Origin of the sequence: Mesorhizobium maamorense (assembly GCF_044998965.1) — a bacterium.
Classification (GTDB): domain Bacteria; phylum Pseudomonadota; class Alphaproteobacteria; order Rhizobiales; family Rhizobiaceae; genus Mesorhizobium.
This window is the reverse complement of sequence record NZ_CP173356.1, coordinates 6,594,303-6,612,429: the sequence shown is the minus strand read 5'-3', so window position 1 is coordinate 6,612,429 and position 18,127 is coordinate 6,594,303. Positions and strand designations below refer to the sequence as shown.

General features: G+C 59.0%; 17 protein-coding genes, 3 pseudogenes and 1 riboswitch. Of the genes and pseudogenes, 12 read left to right on the top strand and 8 right to left on the bottom strand.

The window, feature by feature from the left end; all coding sequences use genetic code 11:
• Positions 1 to 135 precede the first annotated feature (135 nt).
• The 3 genes from ACIU1A_RS32830 to ACIU1A_RS32820 all read right to left on the bottom strand — a co-directional run bounded on the left by ACIU1A_RS32830 (position 136) and on the right by ACIU1A_RS32820 (position 3,488).
• A complete protein-coding gene (locus ACIU1A_RS32830) occupies positions 136 to 396 on the bottom strand; it encodes an XRE family transcriptional regulator (RefSeq protein ID WP_404926262.1) in 261 nt (86 codons plus the stop codon).
• A gap of 246 nt (positions 397 to 642) precedes the next feature.
• A complete protein-coding gene (locus ACIU1A_RS32825) occupies positions 643 to 2,058 on the bottom strand; it encodes a mannose-1-phosphate guanylyltransferase/mannose-6-phosphate isomerase (protein ID WP_404926261.1) in 1,416 nt (471 codons plus the stop codon).
• Positions 2,058 to 3,488 (bottom strand): phosphomannomutase, encoded by a 1,431-nt coding sequence (locus ACIU1A_RS32820; protein ID WP_404928057.1) that lies wholly within the window; start codon positions 3,486 to 3,488, stop codon positions 2,058 to 2,060. Before ACIU1A_RS32820 ends, ACIU1A_RS32825 begins: the two co-directional genes overlap by 1 nt.
• Positions 3,489 to 4,203: 715 nt before the next feature.
• Between ACIU1A_RS32820 and ACIU1A_RS32815 the strand changes: the two are divergent.
• The 8 genes and pseudogenes from ACIU1A_RS32815 to ACIU1A_RS32780 form a co-directional block, all read left to right on the top strand.
• A pseudogene (locus ACIU1A_RS32815) lies at positions 4,204 to 4,606 on the top strand (thiazole synthase); the annotation flags it as partial.
• A 67-nt stretch (positions 4,607 to 4,673) separates the two neighbouring features.
• Entirely contained in the window at positions 4,674 to 5,516 is an 843-nt protein-coding gene (locus tag ACIU1A_RS32810; RefSeq protein WP_404926260.1) for an omptin family outer membrane protease, read from the top strand.
• 262 nt (positions 5,517 to 5,778) lie between these two features.
• A riboswitch (TPP riboswitch) is annotated at positions 5,779 to 5,895 on the top strand.
• Between the two features lie 102 nt (positions 5,896 to 5,997).
• Positions 5,998 to 7,834: pseudogene (thiC, locus tag ACIU1A_RS32805) on the top strand (phosphomethylpyrimidine synthase ThiC).
• Positions 7,831 to 8,832, top strand: a complete 1,002-nt coding sequence (gene thiO / locus ACIU1A_RS32800; RefSeq protein WP_404926259.1) for a glycine oxidase ThiO — start codon at positions 7,831 to 7,833, stop codon at positions 8,830 to 8,832. The pseudogene thiC and the gene thiO overlap by 4 nt, the downstream one beginning before the upstream one ends.
• On the top strand, positions 8,801 to 8,998 hold the full coding sequence (gene thiS / locus ACIU1A_RS32795) for a sulfur carrier protein ThiS (protein ID WP_404926258.1): 198 nt from the start codon (positions 8,801 to 8,803) through the stop codon (positions 8,996 to 8,998). Before thiO ends, thiS begins: the two co-directional genes overlap by 32 nt.
• Position 8,999: 1 nt before the next feature.
• Positions 9,000 to 9,773, top strand: coding sequence for a thiazole synthase (locus ACIU1A_RS32790; RefSeq protein ID WP_404926257.1), 774 nt, complete (start codon positions 9,000 to 9,002; stop codon positions 9,771 to 9,773).
• Positions 9,770 to 10,375, top strand: a complete 606-nt coding sequence (locus ACIU1A_RS32785; protein WP_404926256.1) for a thiamine phosphate synthase — start codon at positions 9,770 to 9,772, stop codon at positions 10,373 to 10,375. Before ACIU1A_RS32790 ends, ACIU1A_RS32785 begins: the two co-directional genes overlap by 4 nt.
• On the top strand, positions 10,366 to 11,181 hold the full coding sequence (locus ACIU1A_RS32780; RefSeq protein WP_404926255.1) for a hydroxymethylpyrimidine/phosphomethylpyrimidine kinase: 816 nt from the start codon (positions 10,366 to 10,368) through the stop codon (positions 11,179 to 11,181). Before ACIU1A_RS32785 ends, ACIU1A_RS32780 begins: the two co-directional genes overlap by 10 nt.
• Before the next feature lie 87 nt (positions 11,182 to 11,268).
• Here ACIU1A_RS32780 and ACIU1A_RS32775 read toward each other — a convergent pair whose 3' ends face one another.
• Together ACIU1A_RS32775 and ACIU1A_RS32770 are read right to left on the bottom strand one after the other, a co-directional pair.
• Positions 11,269 to 12,021 carry an AAA family ATPase gene (locus ACIU1A_RS32775; protein WP_404926254.1) on the bottom strand — a complete coding sequence of 251 codons (753 nt, stop codon included), beginning with the start codon at positions 12,019 to 12,021 and terminating at the stop codon, positions 11,269 to 11,271.
• The gene (locus ACIU1A_RS32770) at positions 12,018 to 12,545 is read right to left on the bottom strand and encodes a hypothetical protein (RefSeq protein WP_404926253.1); all 528 of its coding nucleotides are present in this window, start codon (positions 12,543 to 12,545) and stop codon (positions 12,018 to 12,020) included. Before ACIU1A_RS32770 ends, ACIU1A_RS32775 begins: the two co-directional genes overlap by 4 nt.
• Positions 12,546 to 12,665: 120 nt before the next feature.
• Between ACIU1A_RS32770 and ACIU1A_RS32765 the strand changes: the two genes are divergently transcribed.
• The 4 genes from ACIU1A_RS32765 to ACIU1A_RS32750 all read left to right on the top strand — a co-directional run bounded on the left by ACIU1A_RS32765 (position 12,666) and on the right by ACIU1A_RS32750 (position 15,020).
• Entirely contained in the window at positions 12,666 to 13,412 is a 747-nt protein-coding gene (locus ACIU1A_RS32765; protein ID WP_404926252.1) for an IS6 family transposase, read from the top strand.
• A 12-nt stretch (positions 13,413 to 13,424) separates the two neighbouring features.
• Positions 13,425 to 13,655: a hypothetical protein gene (locus tag ACIU1A_RS32760; RefSeq protein ID WP_404926251.1), complete on the top strand. Its 231-nt coding sequence runs from the start codon at positions 13,425 to 13,427 to the stop codon at positions 13,653 to 13,655.
• Between the two features lie 137 nt (positions 13,656 to 13,792).
• Positions 13,793 to 14,152, top strand: a complete 360-nt coding sequence (locus ACIU1A_RS32755; protein WP_404926250.1) for a transposase — start codon at positions 13,793 to 13,795, stop codon at positions 14,150 to 14,152.
• Positions 14,153 to 14,669: 517 nt separating this feature from the next.
• Positions 14,670 to 15,020 carry a c-type cytochrome gene (locus ACIU1A_RS32750; protein WP_404928056.1) on the top strand — a complete coding sequence of 117 codons (351 nt, stop codon included), beginning with the start codon at positions 14,670 to 14,672 and terminating at the stop codon, positions 15,018 to 15,020.
• A 442-nt stretch (positions 15,021 to 15,462) separates the two neighbouring features.
• On the opposite strand, the pseudogene ACIU1A_RS32745 reads toward ACIU1A_RS32750, so the two are convergent.
• The 3 genes and pseudogenes from ACIU1A_RS32745 to ACIU1A_RS32735 form a co-directional block, all read right to left on the bottom strand.
• Positions 15,463 to 15,834 (bottom strand): annotated as a pseudogene (locus ACIU1A_RS32745) (transposase); the annotation flags it as partial.
• A gap of 214 nt (positions 15,835 to 16,048) precedes the next feature.
• Positions 16,049 to 17,734, bottom strand: a complete 1,686-nt coding sequence (locus ACIU1A_RS32740; protein WP_404926249.1) for an NAD(P)/FAD-dependent oxidoreductase — start codon at positions 17,732 to 17,734, stop codon at positions 16,049 to 16,051.
• Between the two features lie 237 nt (positions 17,735 to 17,971).
• Entirely contained in the window at positions 17,972 to 18,061 is a 90-nt protein-coding gene (locus ACIU1A_RS32735) for an isopentenyl transferase family protein (RefSeq protein WP_404928055.1), read from the bottom strand.
• Between the last annotated feature and the right edge of the window lie 66 nt (positions 18,062 to 18,127).

Genomic DNA, 18,127 nt, shown 5'->3' with positions numbered 1-18,127 from the left:
TTGGTTTCGGCACGAAACTGGGATCTAGGAAGGAGCGGCACGGAAGCTGCGCTGGTCGTGCCGCCGAAGGCGATGCACAAGGGCTTCGCGATGCTCTTCACGGCCCCTGCGACGGGTAATCTTTAGAGGGCGAGGTCAGGCAGCGTTTGGGATGGATGAGATTTCATCGAAGATACTTTCAGCCAAGCCAAGTGCCCGAGCGATCCGATCGCGATATCCCTTGTCGAAGGGATGGCCAGACTCAATCAGCCTGACCTCCTCTACCGTCAGTCCGCTCGTCACGGCGATCTCCTCGGTCGAATAGCCAAGATGTTCTCGATATGCCTGAATTGCGGGTTTTCCGTTTGAGATTGCGGTAAGTACTGTCTCGGGCAGCGCGAAAGGCGAAGCAGTCATTTTGCCTCCATGCAGAGACCGGCCGCTCGAAGATGCGAAACAAGCGGCGGCCGATGTTGAGATAGGATGCCGAAAAAGCCCGAGCCGGCGGCTTCCAATACGCGACCACTCTCGGCGTGGGAGGCGCTCCGCTATGCGGCGGCCGCCACCGTTTAGATCAAGACCTCATCTTCGAGGATTCCTATATAGCTACAAGAAGACGTTCGCGAGTCCGCCAACTTGATTGCGACCTGTAGAAGTGGACTGTCAGGTTCGACCGTATACGTCATCAAGCCGCACGATGTCATCTTCGCCGAGATACTCGCCGCTTTGGACCTCGATCATCACCAGGCCGATATTGCCGGGGTTCTCGAGCCGGTGTTTGTGACCGCACGGGATATAGGTGGATTGATTGGTGGTCAGGAGTAGCTCCTGGTCGCCGTTGACTATTTTCGCAGTGCCGCTGACCACGACCCAGTGCTCGGAGCGGTGATGGTGCATCTGCAGGCTCAAGCGCCCGCCAGGGTTCACCTCAATGCGCTTGATCTTGAAGCGCTCGCTTTCCTCCAGAACCGTGTAGGTGCCCCAGGGCCGGTGCACTGTACTGTGTAGTAAGTGTGCTTCATGTCCCGCAGCCTTGAGTCCCTCGAAGAGTTTCTTTACGTCCTGGACGCTATCGCGGGATGCGACAAGCAGGGCATCGGGGGAATCCACGATCACCAGGTCGCTGATACCGACGGTGCCGATGACTCTCTTGTCCGAGCTTATGTAACTGCGCATGGTATCGATCATGTGAACATCGCCGCGAATCCTGTTTCCGTTCACGTCAGCGGCGACCAGTTCAGCCATTGCGTTCCACGATCCAATGTCATTCCACCCCATTTCGCAGGGAACGACGGAGAGATTGTGGGTTTTTTCCATCACCCCTCGGTCGAGTGAAATGCGAGGAGCCATGGCGAAGTGCTCAGATGAGAGTTCGATGCTGGCAACATGGTCGCCGTGGCTGACGCGAGCATTCTCGTAGCTAGCGAGAACGGCATCGATCACCTCCGGGCAATGCGCAGCCATTTCGTCGAGCATGACCTGCGCCTTGAAGCAGAAGATGCCGGCGTTCCAAAAGAAACGTTTGGAGGCGACATAGGATTTGGCGGTCTCGATGTCCGGCTTCTCGACGAAACGGACGACTTTTTCGCCATCGGCCTCGATGTAGCCGAATGCTGTTTCCGGCCTGTTCGGATTTATGCCCAGGGCAGCGATGTGCCCCTGCCGCGCATGCTCTATCGCCCGGCTCATGGCGCTTCGAAAAGCCGGCAGGTCGCCGATGATTTGGTCCGCCGGAAAAATGCACAGGATCGCATCCGGACCCTGTGTTGCCTTGGTGTGGATCGTCGCCGCGGCGACAGCGGCGGCCGTGTCCCGGCCCTCCGGCTCGAGCAGGAAGGTGCGCGGCAGCACAACAGACTCCAGCTCGTTAAAATCGTCTTTCGTGAGGTAAAGGTGGGCTTTGGAGGCCACGGTGACGAGTTCGGCGACCCCCTCTATCGAAACCGCACGCAACACGGTGTGCTGAATGAGCGAATGCCCGTCCGCCACCTTGAGGAAAGGCTTGGGATGCGATTGCCTGGACGCAGGCCACAGCCGCGAGCCGGCCCCGCCGCTGATAATGACCGGAACCACTTTCATCAAATGCTTCCTATCGTCTGTGACGCGGATGCCAATGCCCTTTTCAGCACTGAGGCGACGATCGCCGTGGCTCTGCTCTCGGTCGAAGCTTCCGAATAGCAGCGCAATTCCGGTGCATTGCCGGAGGGCCGCAGATGTATGATCTCATCTGTGCTCATTCGAACCCTGAGGCCGTCGGTTTCGTCGACTTCGGCTACAGTCCCGAACGGAGCGAGAAATTGCCGCAGCGCGTCGAGGTCTGCGAGGCGATCCATCAATCTGCGCGAAGTTTCTGCAGTGAAGTCTTGAAGGCGTTCGCTCGCGCACGCCGGAAGGTTCCAAAACCCGCGCAGTTGCGACAGCTTCTTCTTTGTCGATGCCATGGTACCGAGAACAGCTAGGATTGGGAGCAGCGAGTCCCGCGTCGGCAGTGCGGTCAGCGTCTTCCCGTTCACCGTGCAATCCGAGCCTAGCAGAACACCGCCATTGGCCTCAAAACCGAGGACGATGCCGGCGGCGCCGCCTGAGGCTTCCATGGCTTCGATGACAAATGGAGAGCCGACCTTCGACCTCCAGACTTCGAAACCAAGAGCTTTCGTGATGCCCGAATTGGAGGTCACTGGCGTCACGACCGTGTCTGCCTTCAGGAAGAGAGCCGTTGCGAGCCCAATCAGGTCGCCGCGAAAAAGATCGCCATTTTCATCAGCGATGAGTGGCCGATCAGCGTCCGCATCGGTCGACACGATGGCATCGAGACCGAATTCGCGGACCCATTTCTTCAATTTTGACATTGTTGCCGCGTCCACGGCTTCGGTATCGACAGGTACGAAGGTCCCGTTTTTCCCGACCGCGATCACGCTGGCACCAAGCGATTGAAGGACCTGTACCAACAGTTCCGCCGCGACCGAACTGTGCTGATAGACACCAAGTCTCATGCCGGAAAGGGAGCCCGGCTCCAGTATGTCATTGGCGCGCTCTCGATAACAGCCGATCGCTTCTTCATGGCGCATAGGCCACGTCGTTCCCAGAGGAGCCGGTGGCAAGCAATACGCAGCTGATCTTTCGCCTACAAAGCGCGTCATCGCGGCCTCATCCGCCTTGTCGATTTCACCATTCGGGCCATAGAATTTGATGCCGTTGCGATCGGCTGGAATGTGCGACCCGGTGACCATAAGAGCGGCCGTGCCGTGTCTGCGTGCATATAGTGCCAGGGCAGGCGTAGGTATGGCGCCGCAATCGATCGGCTGAAAACCATTTGCGGCCAACGCTGCCATGCAATTGTTGACTATCGCCTGACTGCTGTCGCGTAAGTCGCGGCCTATGAAGACCGGACTATTCAACTGAACCCGGCTCGAAATCAAACGCCAAGCGAAAGCTTCGGTATAAAGTCCGCTGGCTTTGCCGACCAATTCCGAATCCAAACCTCGAACGCCGCTTGACCCGAATTTCATGACTTCGCTTTGCTGGTGGAGAGGCAGGGTGGGTAATGTTACAGTGCTTATTGAAAGCGCCATCGCTCTCAGCCACCTGCAGTTCAGATACGCGGTTCCGGTAACGGCCGATCAAATTTCAAGATCGATACAAACAGGAGCTCAGAACGGGAGGTTTCTCGCCACCCAAGGCTACCGGATTCTAGCGGACCCTATGGCTCGCTCTATCACGAGAGCCGTAAGGCCCATTCTGAGGTCCGGCCGGGCATGCACAGATCTCCTCTCCATCGGAATCTCTGGCCCGCTCATCTAATGATCTAAGGCAGTGGTTGATTGATCGGCCTGCCGGTATTTCGCTATGCAGCATCATGACAGGTCGGTAAACTTGGTTGTTTGGATTGGATGCATCCATGCCATGGATGGGGCTAGATAGCCGTCTTGATCGTAGAATCCTGCGATTTAGGTGATGAGGTCAGCTAGAGGACTGGCTGACCATGGCGTGACCTCGGGCGCTACACCAAGCAAAGTCCTGCCCTGCAACGCCTCAAGTCTGGGAAAGTTGGTTTCTGGAGTTGCGTTGGATTAAGGCCTATCCCAAAACAGTTGACGCTGTCGTCGTCGCCGCGATCAACGCCTTCGGCCTTGTCTGCATCCATCCCTTTTTGGCAACGTAACGGCCGGTTTCGCTGCAACACGATGCGCCACTGGCTAGCCATGTGCCGCTTCAACCGGCGAGAGTGCTGGCTGCAACTCCGTCAAGGAAGCGGTCACCATAGCGTACATGGCGCGTGAAGAATTCGGCACGAGCTGGATCAAGCTCGGAGTGATCGGCAACTAGGACACGCTGCAACCGGACGTGTCCGGCCTTGTCGGGGCCGCGCACATCCTGTGCCAAGACGGCTTGCAGTATTCCCCTGCACCACCGGTGACCTTGTCGTCGCCCAGCGGCTGCTGGAAGCGCAAGGTGCTGATGCCGTAGTGAGGGCCGATCGGTTCTGCCCTCGGGCCGGTCAATATGAGGGCGCTGCCCTCGATGCGCCTTCACATGCTGCCACCGTCATGGAGCTCGGCTTTGACGCCGTGCTTCTGACACGGCGGTCGCCAAGGCGGCCGATCCCGTCGGCATGGCGCGCCCGTTCCGCTCGGGACATTATGAGCTTCTCAGAAACCGAAGAGCGCTCAAAGCCGTGACCTCTTACCGAACATTTGCGACAGAACCCGAGATCGACACCGCTGCTGCTCTCTCGGCTCACTTACGACCATCTCGATGTGCATTCGAGCGAAGTCTTCGTCAAGGCAACCCACAATCCAACCGGCATTTTCGTCAAGGGCCTCCTCGGGGCGGGCGGAGTCAGCGAGGGCACTCTCATCGACGAGGATTTCCCGCTGGGATCTTATTCGAACACGTCGAGCGATCAGCGCGGCGGCGACATCACCTATTTCACCACTGATCTGGGATACTATTTCTGGAATACGCCGCGCTATCGCATTGGTGCTTTGGTCGGCTATAACTTCTGGAACGAGCGCTACAACGCTTTCGGATGCGCGCAGCAGGCTAACTCGCAGATGTGCGTGCCAGCATTGCCGACCAATGTCGGCGTGATCAGCCAGGACAACAATTGGCATTCGCTGCGGCTCGGACTGGCCGGGCAGACGCAACTCACCGAACGGCTCAGCCTTTCTGGCGACGTGGCGTTCCTATTGACGCGATTAAACGGCAAAGATCGGCACCATCTAAACCCAGAGATAAGCCCCACTCCCGAAGACGGCGACGGGCATGGGGTCCAACTCGAGGCGGTGTTGAACTACAAGGTCACGGATTTGTTCAACATTGGCGTCGGAGCCCGTTACTGGAGGGTGGCATCTGAAGGTGCCGCGCATTTCGAAAAGGCTCCGGCCGGTCGATCCCCCACCCGCAGGTCTTGGACTGGCAGGCAGAGCGTTACGGCATGTTCGTGCAGGCCAGCATCAAGTTCAACTGAGAAAGGAACCGGTGGCGTCCGCCGGCGCGCCTTTCATTTGACGAACTTCCCGAGTCGATTCCGGTAGGGGTCCAAATGACTCCCTAAGCGCAACGGCCGACGCTCACACGACGCGACATGGCCCGATTTCGCCACACAACAGTCGCTGGATAAGCACCTTGCAGACGGCAGAGTGCGACCCATAGCTGCCGCTCATAGATACGGACCGGAATTTCCGGACCCGAGGCCGACAATCGTCTAAAAATTATACCGGCATATTGCATGGCCCGCGCCACCGGCTCAAGGCGCCCGAACCTGCTTGACACGATAGCGCCGGCCGTTCAACCTGAGGCATTCACCAGGGGAGTCCCGGCAAGGGGCTGAGATACTGCTGGCTTTCGCGGCGCAGTGACCCGTTGAACCTGATCCAGTTCATACTGGCGTAGGGACGGTGCAAGCGCTTTGCGGGAGTTTACGCCCGGGTCCTGTTTTGGCAGGTCGCTAGAAGCGTCTTTTCATCCTTCCGGCACAGAACTGGGTCTCCAATGCACGAGCAAAGGAGCCTCAAGATGAATGCCCTCACCCCCGCCGTTTCGACGGGACCACTGCCCGCCTCACGAAAGATCCACAAGCCCGGTACCATCCACCCACAGATCAGGGTGCCGATGCGCGAAATCTCCGTCCATCCGACGGCGGGCGAACCGCCTGTCATCGTCTACGATCCGTCAGGTTCCTATACAGACCAGACTGTCGAAACCAGCATCGAAAAAGGCCTCGCCCGACTTCGCCATGAATGGATCAAGGCGCGGGGCGATGTCGAAGCCTATGACGGCCGCCATGTCCAGCCGGAAGACAACGGATTTGCGACTGGCGAGCGCCTCACACCGGAATTTCCCGTTCGCAACCGACCGCTCAGGGCCAAGGCCGGCAAGGCGGTTACCCAGCTTGCCTATGCGCGCGCCGGCATCATTACGCCTGAGATGGAGTTCGTCGCCATCCGCGAGAACCTTGGACGCGAGATCATGCGCGGCAAGCTGCCGCGCGACGGTGAAAGCTTCGGCGCCGCTATTCCCGATTTCGTCACGCCCGAATTCGTGCGCGAAGAGGTAGCCCGCGGACGCGCGATCATTCCCGCCAACATCAATCATCCCGAGAGCGAGCCGATGATCATCGGCCGCAATTTCCTGGTCAAAATCAATGCCAATATCGGCAATTCGGCGGTCACATCGTCGATGGCCGAAGAGGTCGAAAAAGATGGTCTGGGCGATCCGCTGGGGTACCGACACGGTGATGGACCTGTCGACCGGCCGCAACATCCATAACATTCGCGACTGGATCGTGCGCAATTCACCGGTGCCGATCGGCACGGTGCCGCTTTACCAGGCGTTGGAGAAAGTCGGCGGCATCGCCGAGGACCTGACCTGGGAGATCTACCGCGACACGCTGATCGAACAGGCAGAACAGGGCGTCGACTATTTCACCATCCACGCGGGCGTGCGGCTGCACTATATCCCGCTGACCGTTAACCGGGTCACCGGTATCGTCTCCCGCGGCGGCTCGATCATGGCCAAATGGTGCCTGCACCATCACCGCGAAAGTTTCCTCTACGAGCATTTCGCGGAGATCTGCGACATCTGCCGCGCCTATGACGTGTCCTTCTCGCTCGGCGATGGTCTTCGTCCCGGCTCGATCACCGATGCCAACGACGCGGCGCAATTCGCCGAGCTGGAAACGCTCGGCGAGCTGACGCAGATCGCCTGGGCGAAGGATTGCCAGGTGATGATCGAGGGACCCGGCCACGTGCCGATGCACAAGATCAAGCAGAACATGGACAAGCAGCTCGCTGTCTGCGGCGAGGCGCCGTTCTATACGCTTGGACCGCTGACGACCGACATTGCGCCGGGCTATGACCACATCACCTCCGGCATTGGTGCTGCCATGATCGGCTGGTTCGGCACCGCCATGCTCTGCTACGTCACGCCGAAGGAACATCTCGGCCTTCCCGATCGCAACGACGTCAAGAGCGGCGTGATCACCTACAAGATCGCGGCCCATGCCGCCGACCTCGCGAAGGGGCATCCAGCGGCGAAAGTCAGGGATGATGCCCTTTCCCGCGCGCGCTTCGAGTTCCGCTGGGAAGACCAGTTCAACCTGTCGCTTGATCCCGAAACAGCGCGGTCCTTCCACGACAAGACCTTGCCCAAGGAGGCGCACAAGGTGGCGCATTTCTGCTCGATGTGCGGACCGAAATTCTGCTCCATGCGTATTTCCCACGACATTCGTGCCGAGGCACAGAAAGAGGGCATGGCGGCGATGGCGGCGAAATACCGCGAGGGCGGCGATCTCTATATGCCGGCTGACGAGACCGGCGCACCACTCATCCAAGGGGCGCATGAGCGGCCATGAAAGTGCTGGTCCAAGGGGCCGGCGTCGCCGGCCTCACCGCCGCCTTCGAGCTCGCCACACGCGGCGCGACAGTGACAGTTGCCGAGACAAGACATGCCATTGGCGGCAATGCGTCGTGGTTCGCCGGCGGCATGCTGGCGCCATGGTGCGAGCGCGAAAGCGCCGAGCAGCCGGTGCTGGATCTCGGACGCGACGCCGCCGACTGGTGGGAAGCGGCAACGCCTGGCCAGGTGACACGGGCGGGAACGCTGGTCGTGGCCGCTCCGCGCGATGCGGGCGAGCTCGACCGGTTCGCCAGCCGCACCTCGGGTCATCGGCGTGTCGATGAAGATGAAATCGCGTTGCTCGAGCCCGACCTCGCCAGCCGCTTCCGCCGCGGGCTGTTCTTCCCCGACGAGGCCCATCTCGACCCACGCCAGGCGATGGCGGCACTTCATGACAGGCTGGCGGCGATGGGTGTCGAATTCCATTTCTCTGCCGACGCCCGGCGTGCTTCCGGGTTCGATCGCCAGATCGACTGCACGGGAATGGCAGCAGCCGATGACACGCTGCGCGGCGTTCGCGGCGAGATGCTGATCCTGCGCACACCTGATATATCCCTGTCGCGCCCGGTCAGATTGCTCCATCCGCGCTTTCCGCTTTATGCGGTGCCACGCACCTCCCACCGTTTCACGATCGGCGCGACCATGATTGAAAGCCAGTCCATCGGACCGGTCACGGCGCGATCAATGATGGAGCTGATCGGCGCCGCCTATGCCCTCCATCCGGCCTTTGGTGAGGCCGAGATCGTTGAAACCGGTGTCGGCGTCCGTCCAGCCTTTCCCGACAACCTGCCGCGCGTCGAAACGAACGGCGAGATCATAGCGATCAACGGGCTCTATCGTCACGGCTTTCTCCTCGCCCCCGCCATGGCGCGCCAGGCTGCCGACCTGGTTTTCAATCAAGACGGAACCAAGGAGCTTGCTCATGAAATTGATGGTCAACGGCGAAGCCCATGAGGTTGCCGCCACCACGCTGGCGGAGCTGCTTGCCGCGCTCGACTATGAGGGCGATTGGCTGGCGACCGCCGTCAACAGCGACCTCGTGCACCGGGCCAACCGGGCGGCGTTCCAGCTGAGCGACGGTGACCGGATTGAAATCCTCTCGCCCATGCAGGGAGGCTAGCATGTTCGATCTTCTCGGGACGATGCTTCCCTCCCGCCTGCTTCTCGGCACGGCTCAATATCCTTCCCCGGCCATCCTTGCCGATGCGGTCAAGGCGTCGGGCACGTCGGTGGTGACCGTCTCGTTGCGCCGCGACATGGCAGGCGGCAGGGCCGGCGAACAATTCTGGTCGTTGATCCGCTCGCTCGGCGTCAGAATCCTGCCCAACACCGCTGGCTGCCACTCCGTCAAAGAAGCGGTTACGACCGCGAACATGGCGCGTGAGGTGTTCGGCACGAGCTGGATCAAGCTCGAAGTGATCGGCAACCACGACACGCTGCAGCCGGATGTGTTCGGCCTGGTCGAAGCCGCGCGCATCCTGTGCGAGGACGGCTTTTCGGTATTCCCCTATACGACCGACGACCTCGTTGTCGCCGATCGGCTGCTGGAGGCCGGCTGCGAGGTCTTGATGCCGTGGTGCGCGCCGATCGGCTCCGCCCTCGGGCCGGTCAACATCCCGGCGCTGCGCTCGATGCGCGGGCACTTCCCCGATGTCCCGCTGATTGTGGACGCGGGTCTTGGAAGGCCTTCGCATGCTGCCACCGTCATGGAGCTCGGTTTTGACGCTGTTCTTCTGAACACGGCGGTCGCCAAGGCGGCCGAACCCGTCGGCATGGCGCGATCATTCGGCAAGGCGGTCGAAGCCGGTCGCGAAGCTTTTGGCTCGGGAATGCTCGAACCGCGCGACATGGCCGTCCCCTCCACGCTCGTGATCGGCATGGCGGCGTTCTCATGAAGCTCGATCCGTTTTACCTGATTGTCGATAGCGCTGCCTGGATCGAGCGACTGGTGCCGCGGGGCGTCAAGCTGGTGCAGCTTCGCATCAAGACCATGGATGAGGCCGGGCTGCGCGGCGAAATCCGCAAGGCAAAGGCCTTATGCGCCGAGTACCAGTGCCAGCTCATCGTCAATGACCATTGGCGGCTGGCAATCGAGGAAGGCTGCGACTTCGTGCATCTCGGCCAGGAGGATTTGCAGAGCGCCGACCTCTCGGCGGTCCGGGCAGCAGGCGTGAGGCTCGGGCTCAGCACCCATGATGATGCCGAACTGGAAAGAGCGATCGCCGCCACACCCGACTACATCGCGCTCGGCCCCGTCTACCCGACGATCCTGAAGAAGATGAAATGGGCGCCGCAGGGAACCGAGCGGATCAGCGAGTGGAAGCGCCGCGTCGCACCTGTCCCATTGGTGGCCATAGGCGGCCTCAACCCTGACCGCCTCGACGGCGTCTTCGCTGCTGGCGCGGACAGCGCGGCGGTGGTCACCGACATTACACGGAATGCCGATCCCGAAGCGCGCACACGGGAATGGATCGAAAAGACAGATCGATGGCGCTGAGGCGAGAACCACATGTGCTTGTCGTTGGCGGATCGGACTCAAGCGGCGGCGCCGGAATTGCCCGCGACCTTGAGGCGATCTCTTCCTTTGGCGTGCGCAGCTGCCTTGCTGTCACCGCACTAACGGTGCAGACCCACGAAGCCGTCCAGGAAATCCACCCTATGCAACCCGGTCTGGTAGCCGACCAGATGCGCGCGGCGCTGCAGGCCAACAAAGTGGGGGCCGTCAAGATCGGCATGCTTGCCACGGCGGAGATCGTCTTTGCCGTCGCCAGTGTGCTGCGCGACAATCCGCAGGTGCCGACGGTGCTCGACCCCGTGCTGGCCTCCACCTCAGGTCGGGCGCTACTTGAGGCAGACGCCATCGCCGCCATGAAACGTGACCTGATGCCGCTTTGCTGCATTGTCACGCCCAACCTTCCTGAACTGGCGCTCCTTATTGGCTCCGAACTGGCGGTGGATGAGAACGGAGCGCTGCAACAAGGACAAAGATTGCTGGCCGCCGGCCCTCAAGCCCTGCTGATCAAGGGTGGTCATGCGTCGGGACCTAGATCGACCGATATTTTGTTACGCTCCGGTCATGAACCAATTCGCTTCGATGCACCGCGCTTTGCCACATCGATGCGCGGAACGGGATGCATGCTGGCCAGCGCGATCGCCGCGCGTCTGGCGAACGCGAGATCGCTGGAAGACGGCGTGCGCGAAGGCAAGCTGTTTGTGTTCGAGAAGATTCAGAAATGTCGGCTGAATAACCGCAACGTTCTTCGTCCGGCCAGGCAGGCCCATTTTCCAGAATCTTTCCCGTAATGTAGAGAAGGGCTACTGCCTCTCTTTGGCATCCTTGTGATGCTCTGTTCCACTGTGCAGTCCGGAATTATCTGTCGCTGTCCGGAATTAAGCCGATCTTCGGAGGTCGTCGCCGCGCTCGTGCAAAAGCTTGAGCGCATCGCTGCCGCACGACACGACACGAAGCGTGGTCTCGATCCGAGAGAGACGAATGCTGCCAACGCCATTGGTAACGGCAGCGCAGTTCTGGAGGAGGTGGCAAAGGGCGCGAAGCGAGGTGTTCTCACCGTAGATAACAATCGCTTCGTAGGCGTCGGCTCCCTCAACGTTGTTTTCGGCGCCGATCCTTATGCAGTCCTCCCGCGTCGGCTGCCCGATCTCGAAACGCATGCCGATGCGGCTTTCGATCTGATCCATAGCGTGGATATCACGCCTCGTGCCCGCCAACCGATGAGTGTTGCCGGCGAGCAGTAAAGCGAAGCCGCAGCGCTCCTGAAGATGCAGCAGCTCCCGCAAAACAGTGGGTGTGAAGTTCTGATATTCGTCCACGAGCAACGGACGCGTCGGGCCGCATCGGGCGCCCAAAAAGTTCATGCAATCCTTGGCAAGATCATATGTGTGCTTGCTGTCCCTTTGGACGCCGTACGCGTCATGCAGCATCAGGAACATCGGCCTGATAGCCTTGGTATGCTGCGCAACTTCACAATAGGCAGCTCCGCTTTGGGCGGCTATCCAGTTGAGCGCTACAGTCTTTCCGAGTCCGGCTTTGCCGATTGCAAGCACCGGATATCGCATCTTGACCGCCGTATCGAACGCAGCCCGCACGGTGAGCGCAGCCCGGGTTTCAACGAATATCGTCATCCGACGATCCTCTTCACCAAGTCCATCTGAGCGGCCATGCGCTCGTCCTGTTCGCGTCGGCGCTCTTCAGGGATCAACGGCTTCTTCGGCATCAGAATCCGGGCCGGCCGCTGAGACGGGTCGAATGATACTTTGCCCGCCGGCTCGTTGGGGATGACTTCAGGTTGATCCTGACCAAGCGCCATCAGCCGAGCTGCAACGTCGATTTTCGGGACCGAGCGGCCCATCTGCACAATCGCATCGCGGTGCGCCTTTGCTCGTGCTGCCGTGCTTTGGGCGCCACGATGATCAAGTGGATGAAGTGGGACATCGGGGGTTGCGATCCCGAGCCTGTTACCCTTCATGTCCAGCACAAGCAGCTCTGCCGGCGCATGATAGACCGGGTCGCAGACCAGCACCTTGTCGTGCGTGTACTGCCACAACTCTTCGCAGGACCACCGACGCCCACGGAGTTGGATCGCGCCTTGAATGATGGTGCGCTCGACCCGGCGCGCGACTGCAGCGCGGACCTCGTCCCGGCCCATGGTGATTGCTGACCAGCCCGCAACCACGTGCTGTTGAAAAGTGGTGTTGGGCGAATGCCCCTTGAGGCGGCGTTATCAACTTAACTCGCGTTCAGGGATTTGCGGCATAGACCCGATGTCATGAACACCGCAACCGTCAGCTACAAGCGCCATCGTTTCCCGCCGCAGATCATCGCCAATGCGGTCTGGCTCTACTACAGGTTCCCCTTGAGCCTGCGTCTGGTCGAGGAAATGCTGCTGGAGCGCGGGATCGTGGTTTCGTATGAGACAATCCGCCGGTGGGGCATCAAGTTCGGTCCGCATTACGCTCGCCGCTTGCGCCGCAAGCAGCACAGCCGAAACGATGTCTGGCACCTGGACGAGGTCGTCATCACCATCGCCGGCAGGAAACACTGGTTGTGGCGCGCCGTTGACCAGGATGGCTATGTGCTCGACGAGATCGTCCAGAACCGCCGCAACACCAAAGCGGCCAAGCGCTTGCTGACGCGGCTGCTGAAGAAGCAAGGCGTCGCGCCGAAGCGCATGATCACTGACAAGCTGCGCTCCTATGGAGCAGCCAGGCGACAGGTGATGCCGGACGTCGAGCATCGGGCGCATAAGGGATTGAACAACCGTGCCGAGAATTCGCATGTGCCGCTGCGAAAACGGGAGCGGATTATGCAAGGCTTCCGATCACCAGGAGCACTGCAACGCTTCGTTTCGATCTTCTCGGCTCTGCGCAATCTCTTCGTCCCGCCCCGCTCAAAACGCTCCGCTCTCGCTACACATATTCACCGCCTGCAGGCCATGGCGGAATGGAAGCCGTGGCCATGGTCAGCTGACATCAGCGGCTGCAGGTCTCAACGCGTGTATATGCAGACAACGTGACATCCCCTCTCGGTGAACTCGGTCAAGGGCAAGGCCGCACTCCAGCTCTCGCGCGATATCGGCGTGCAGTTCAAGACCGCCTGGGTGATGCTCATGAAGCTACGTGAGGTGATCGCGTGGCGCAGGGAAGACATGGTGCTCAAGGGCGAAGTCGAGATCGACGGCAATACGCTGGCGGCTATATCCGACCCGAGAACAAGGCCGAAGACCGCGTCGACCGCCGGCCGAGACCGCGCTCCCTGAGCGCCAAGGCGCACAGCCGCTTCATGTTCTGGAACTGCTTCAGGCGTGGCGGCCAGACATTCACGCGCGGCATCCGCGACGATGACGGAGGTGGGCAGCGGTCCGTGACCACGTCTCCCGCGAAGCTACCGTGAACCGTGATCTCCGACGAGCATGGCAGCTGCAACGACCTGGCGGGCGTCAACAAGCTGAAGCGAGTGAACCACTCCAAGGCCTACCAGACCGAGGGCGGCACGAACACCAACCAGGTCGAAAGCTTCTTCTCGCGGGTGCAGCGCGCCTACCCGACCAATCTTTACGAGCTGTCGAGGACCGCTGACAGACGATTTGCGATATGGGTCTGCGGGGCCTTGGCTGCGACTCCTCGGAAATGGATCCCATTCGCATTTTGTATGAAATCGCCGGCTTTTCCAGTTGGCACAAGCGTTGCAGAGCTATTTGCGATAACATTTCGCCTAATGGGTAGGACGCATGAATTGCTGCAACAAGCTGCCTGACATCGGCCGCCGTCAATTTCTAAGAGGAGGAACGTTTGCCGATGCAGGAAGGGCCATACCTGTGGAACTGCCTGCGCAGACTCAGACAAAGTCTGCACTGGGGCTGGCACTCGTCGAATACCCATCGAACAGGCTGAAGCCGAACGAACCCTCGACGTCAGTTACCAGACGGCGCGGGCCGGACCGCGACATTGTCAGATTCTCGACCACGCGCCCGCACAAGAGCTTTCCATGGAACTACACCGCAGATGACCACTCCTTTAGTTGTCCCGACCACAACACACATTTGAGAAAGGTAGCAGATCTGGGACCAGTCGACGGCCAATATTCCTCAATACGAGCTGCGCATCGACGCCAAAGGCGAAATCTACGCCGAGTGAGTCGACGAGCTTCTTTACGGCTGCCTGAGCAACGTACTTTAAGCGAGGATTGGATCATGGCTTATAAACATATCGACCGCCTGCCGTATCTTCAATCGGGGAATTCCCGCGTGAAATATCTGTTCGTCGGCGCCACAATGGTTTTGGCGTGCTTGCCTCCGGTCGCCCGGGCTCAGGATATCGAGGCCGGAAAGACAGTCTTCAAAAAGTGTGCCGCCTGCCACAGCGCTGATACCGACGCGAATAAGGTCGGGCCAACCTTGAAAGGCGTTGTAGGCCGGACACCTGGCACCGTCCCGGGCTATTCGTACTCGAAAGCCATGAAGGATGCGGGCGCAGCGGGCCTCGTATGGGATGAGCCGAACCTGATGGCATATTTGGCCAATCCCAAGGCGAAAGTCCCGGCGAACAGAATGGGGTTCCCTGGCCTCAAGAATCCCGAGGACCTCAAAAACGTCATCGCCTATCTCAGGAGTGTGTCAGGTTAGAAACCTTTGGCCGTTGCGTTTCGGGAACAACGCGAAGGAGAGAGCAATCGTGTTTCAGCCGTGAAACCAGTTTTGAAAGCCGACTGTTCTGTCGGGCAAAGTGGCGAAGCTATCCGACGCGGCTGGTCGAGCAGGCCTGTGCTCATGCCGTCAGTAACCGCAGGACGGGAACCCATCCAATCCGCTTGCTCTGGCTTCGCCACGACGGTACTCATTAGGCTGCGTCCTATGGCTTTGCCCAAAATATAGCCATGCGTCGCCGCGCCCTTAATAGGTCAAAGTTGGTTAAGTTGCTCCCTCTTCCGGCAGCCTGCATTCAGCAAGGGCCGCCGACAATTGACTCATTTCGCTGAGTTTCCGGGGCTGTCGTCCCGTTTCAACGGGATGAGGGGGATGTCACGTTGTCTGCATATACACGCGTTGAGACCTGCAGCCGCTGATGTCAGCTGACCATGGCCACGGCTTTCCATTCCGCCATGGCCTGCAGGCGGTGAATATGTGTAGCGAGAGCGGAGCGTTTTGAGCGGGGCGGGACGAAGAGATTGCGCGGAGCCGAGAAGATCGAAACGAAGCGTTGCAGTGCTCCTGGTGATCGGAAGCCTTGCATAATCCGCTCCCGTTTTCGCAGCGGCACATGCGAATTCTCGGCACGGTTGTTCAATCCCTTATGCGCCCGATGCTCGACGTCCGGCATCACCTGTCGCCTGGCTGCTCCATAGGAGCGCAGCTTGTCGGTGATCATGCGCTTCGGCGCGACGCCTTGCTTCTTCAGCAGCCGCGTCAGCAAGCGCTTGGCCGCTTTGGTGTTGCGGCGGTTCCAGTACCGATGCTACTGCATCCCGCGCCTGTCAGCGCAGGAAATCCCATCCTAACCGGTCGACCATGGATTTTTGCGCCCTAAAGTGCCGATTCCCTGATATCCAACGCCGAAGTTTTCCCGGCCAGTATTTGATTGCAAATCTCCTCGAGTGTGGACGTTGCAAACATTTAAGAAAGCCTTTTCTAAAGAACGCTAAATTTACCGGTTCTCAATATCGATAAGCGGAATTCATCGAATCAATAGGGTTACCGCTCAAGAGCTGGCCGCCACTGCTGCGGATAACAGCACATGCGGCATTCAAGCCCGTTTGTACCGCGCCCTCGACCCACCCGCCGGTAAAGGAGCATCCACACCCTGCGAGATACAAGCCCGTGTCTTCTTCCGGTCTTTTTGCGGTAGCGAATTGGAAAAATAACCGTTCTGAATAGATGTCTTCACCAGGATAATTGAGCTTGAAGGCACCTACTGAATATGGATCCATCAGCCAATCGTGCTGCAGGACATGACGTTCATAGTCACCGTTAGCCGGGACTAGATGACGGGCGAAATCAGGGGAAATGGTGGCCAGATCATCGACCAGACGCTGGCACCGTTCCTTTTTGTCCAGAATGGAAAGCATTTTGTTAGCATCATCTTCCCATGTATAACTTAACAGCACCACGCCCTTACCATCCGGATCATCTGGCTGATAGTCTAGGCAGTAAACCCCTCTGGCAAGGCCATCTGACAAGATGGTTGTCGGCGAGCCCTTTTTTAACCAGAACTTGTTTTCCGTCAGCATAAACAGCTTGGAAGAGCCGGTAAGGTGAGTTTCTCTGACCGCTCGCAAAACTTCGTTAGTAAGAAAGGTTCCATCCGCCGTGAGACGATGGGCCAGCTCCATAGCTCGATTGCTGGTTGTGACGATGACGCGGTCAAAAGGCACGACCTGCCCTCCTGCGCATGTCACGAGAATCTGACCGTCCTGTTTGTAAATACGGCTTACATGACCGTAGCGGACACGCTGCCGCAAACTCACACCGTTAAGCTCCTGTTCAGCCAACCGTTTCACCAACAGGGAGATCCCTCCCATAATCAGGCGCTGATCGTCCTCGTACCCGTTAATTACTAGACGCAGTATCTCAGTAAACGCGGCTTGGTACACAGGTAAAAAGCCTCCAGATCCAATCCCCAGCGATCCGAAAAGCTCAAAATCTTCCGGCCTTTTCCAAGGTACGCGCCCTGGTGGCTGCGGTCCGGTAAAGATGGTGACGAGGGCCGAATAGAAGGAGATGTCGCGAAACGAATCTAGCCAGGCCTGCCATGCGTCACGAGCTTGGTCAAAGCGATGCGACCGAAGCAAAGTTGTGATCTTCGCCGGTGCGGGCAGTTGAATCCCTTCGTGCACGTAACCGTCGCTTATCAAAGCCTGCCATCCTTGATGAACGCGTCTGAACAGTGGCGGCGGAGACTCGCCGGCCTGCCATAAATGACGCGCACCTCGATAGTGCACCTCGGTATCCACGATGCCCGGATCGGGGAAGGAAGCTGCGGTATCTATCCTCAATTTGTCCAGATAATGGAACAGGCAGGTTGCGCTGGAAGGAAAGCGCATAGCGCCCATCTCGGCAATGAGATGCGGTTCGCGCGGGTCGAAGATTTGTGACCAAGCCCGCCCACCCATACGATCCCGCGCCTCAAATAGCACGATGTCCGTTATTCCGGCGCGCAAAAGTTCAGTCGCCGCCACCAAGCCACTTATGCCGGCGCCCACAATGCCAACCCGCGGGCGCCGGCTGTTTTGAGCAAAGCTCCCAATACCACCTTCAGACTCGCTCAATCGCAAGAACGGTCCATAATCATACAGAAGATCGATACTCGGCAATGAATTTCTTGCGATGGTATTGTTCAGCATACCGCTCTCCGGTGATAGCTATATTTCTTGAGATCTAGTGTGGCCGCCCTCAGAATGCCGCCCCCGTTAAATTGGAACGCCGCGGCCACAGCATAACAATTGCTGCTCACCGGAGGCGCAATTAACGGTGTGTATTAGAGAGCTTGCCAGCTTCTGTACTTAGTAATAATAATCACTGCAAACGCATCTAGCTAATAGACGATTGACGCAATATTTATTTGAATTAAAATGGATTGCTCATCCGAAATAAATCGCGTCCCTCTCACATGGGAAGTCGCGCTCCTGCCACCGAGCATCTTCCAAATACTCGCGCGCGATACCTTCTATTAGTGCTTGCTAACGATCCATATTATCTATTTCTTTCTATCACTCAATTCGAACTAATTGAATTAA

Excerpts from the sequence above, each read along its gene's own strand:
- ACIU1A_RS32765 (WP_404926252.1), top strand. The coding sequence starts at position 12,666 with ATGAACACCGCAACCGTCAGCTACAAGCGCCATCGTTTCCCGCCGCAG.
- ACIU1A_RS32785 (WP_404926256.1), top strand. The coding sequence starts at position 9,770 with ATGAAGCTCGATCCGTTTTACCTGATTGTCGATAGCGCTGCCTGGATC.
- ACIU1A_RS32775 (WP_404926254.1), bottom strand. The coding sequence starts at position 12,021 with ATGACGATATTCGTTGAAACCCGGGCTGCGCTCACCGTGCGGGCTGCG.
- ACIU1A_RS32780 (WP_404926255.1), top strand. The coding sequence starts at position 10,366 with ATGGCGCTGAGGCGAGAACCACATGTGCTTGTCGTTGGCGGATCGGAC.
- ACIU1A_RS32830 (WP_404926262.1), bottom strand. The coding sequence starts at position 396 with ATGACTGCTTCGCCTTTCGCGCTGCCCGAGACAGTACTTACCGCAATC.
- ACIU1A_RS32750 (WP_404928056.1), top strand. The coding sequence starts at position 14,670 with ATGGTTTTGGCGTGCTTGCCTCCGGTCGCCCGGGCTCAGGATATCGAG.
- ACIU1A_RS32825 (WP_404926261.1), bottom strand. The coding sequence starts at position 2,058 with ATGAAAGTGGTTCCGGTCATTATCAGCGGCGGGGCCGGCTCGCGGCTG.
- ACIU1A_RS32740 (WP_404926249.1), bottom strand. The coding sequence starts at position 17,734 with ATGCTGAACAATACCATCGCAAGAAATTCATTGCCGAGTATCGATCTT.
- ACIU1A_RS32770 (WP_404926253.1), bottom strand. The coding sequence starts at position 12,545 with ATGGGCCGGGACGAGGTCCGCGCTGCAGTCGCGCGCCGGGTCGAGCGC.
- thiO (WP_404926259.1), top strand. The coding sequence starts at position 7,831 with ATGAAAGTGCTGGTCCAAGGGGCCGGCGTCGCCGGCCTCACCGCCGCC.
- ACIU1A_RS32790 (WP_404926257.1), top strand. The coding sequence starts at position 9,000 with ATGTTCGATCTTCTCGGGACGATGCTTCCCTCCCGCCTGCTTCTCGGC.
- ACIU1A_RS32820 (WP_404928057.1), bottom strand. The coding sequence starts at position 3,488 with ATGAAATTCGGGTCAAGCGGCGTTCGAGGTTTGGATTCGGAATTGGTC.
- thiS (WP_404926258.1), top strand. The coding sequence starts at position 8,801 with ATGAAATTGATGGTCAACGGCGAAGCCCATGAGGTTGCCGCCACCACG.